The sequence below is a fragment of the Micrococcus sp. KRD026 genome (assembly GCF_017168445.1).
GTDB lineage: Bacteria > Actinomycetota > Actinomycetes > Actinomycetales > Micrococcaceae > Micrococcus > Micrococcus luteus.
In genome coordinates this window covers 1-397 of record NZ_JABFBA010000048.1, presented here as the reverse complement: position 1 = coordinate 397, position 397 = coordinate 1, and the positions used below count along the sequence as shown (strand labels likewise).

Annotated in this window: 1 protein-coding gene; it reads right to left on the bottom strand. The window is 71.3% G+C overall.

The window, feature by feature from the left end:
* Positions 1-397 (bottom strand): NAD-glutamate dehydrogenase domain-containing protein (locus tag J1M40_RS11850; protein WP_206450819.1); only part of this gene is annotated, 397 nt, incomplete at both ends.

Here is a 397-nt window from a genome sequence, read left to right as displayed (position 1 = left end):
GAACACGTGCCGGTGGTCGAAGGCGGCCACCAGCCGGGTGTGCTCGGAGCAGAGCATCCCGTTGCCGAAGACGTCGCCGGACATGTCGCCGATCCCGACGCAGGTGAAGTCCTCGGTCTGGCAGTCGATGCCCCGCTCACGGAAGTGCCGCTGGACCGAGACCCAGGCGCCGCGCGCGGTGATCCCCATCGCCTTGTGGTCGTAACCGACCGACCCGCCGCTGGCGAAGGCGTCCCCGAGCCAGAACCCGCGCGCCACGGCGATCTCGTTGGCCAGGTCGGAGAAGGTCGCGGTGCCCTTGTCGGCGGCCACCACGAGGTAGGAGTCGTCCTCGTCGTGGCGCACCACGTCGCGCGGCGGGACCGTGGCCCCGTCCACCCGGTCGTCGGTGACGCTG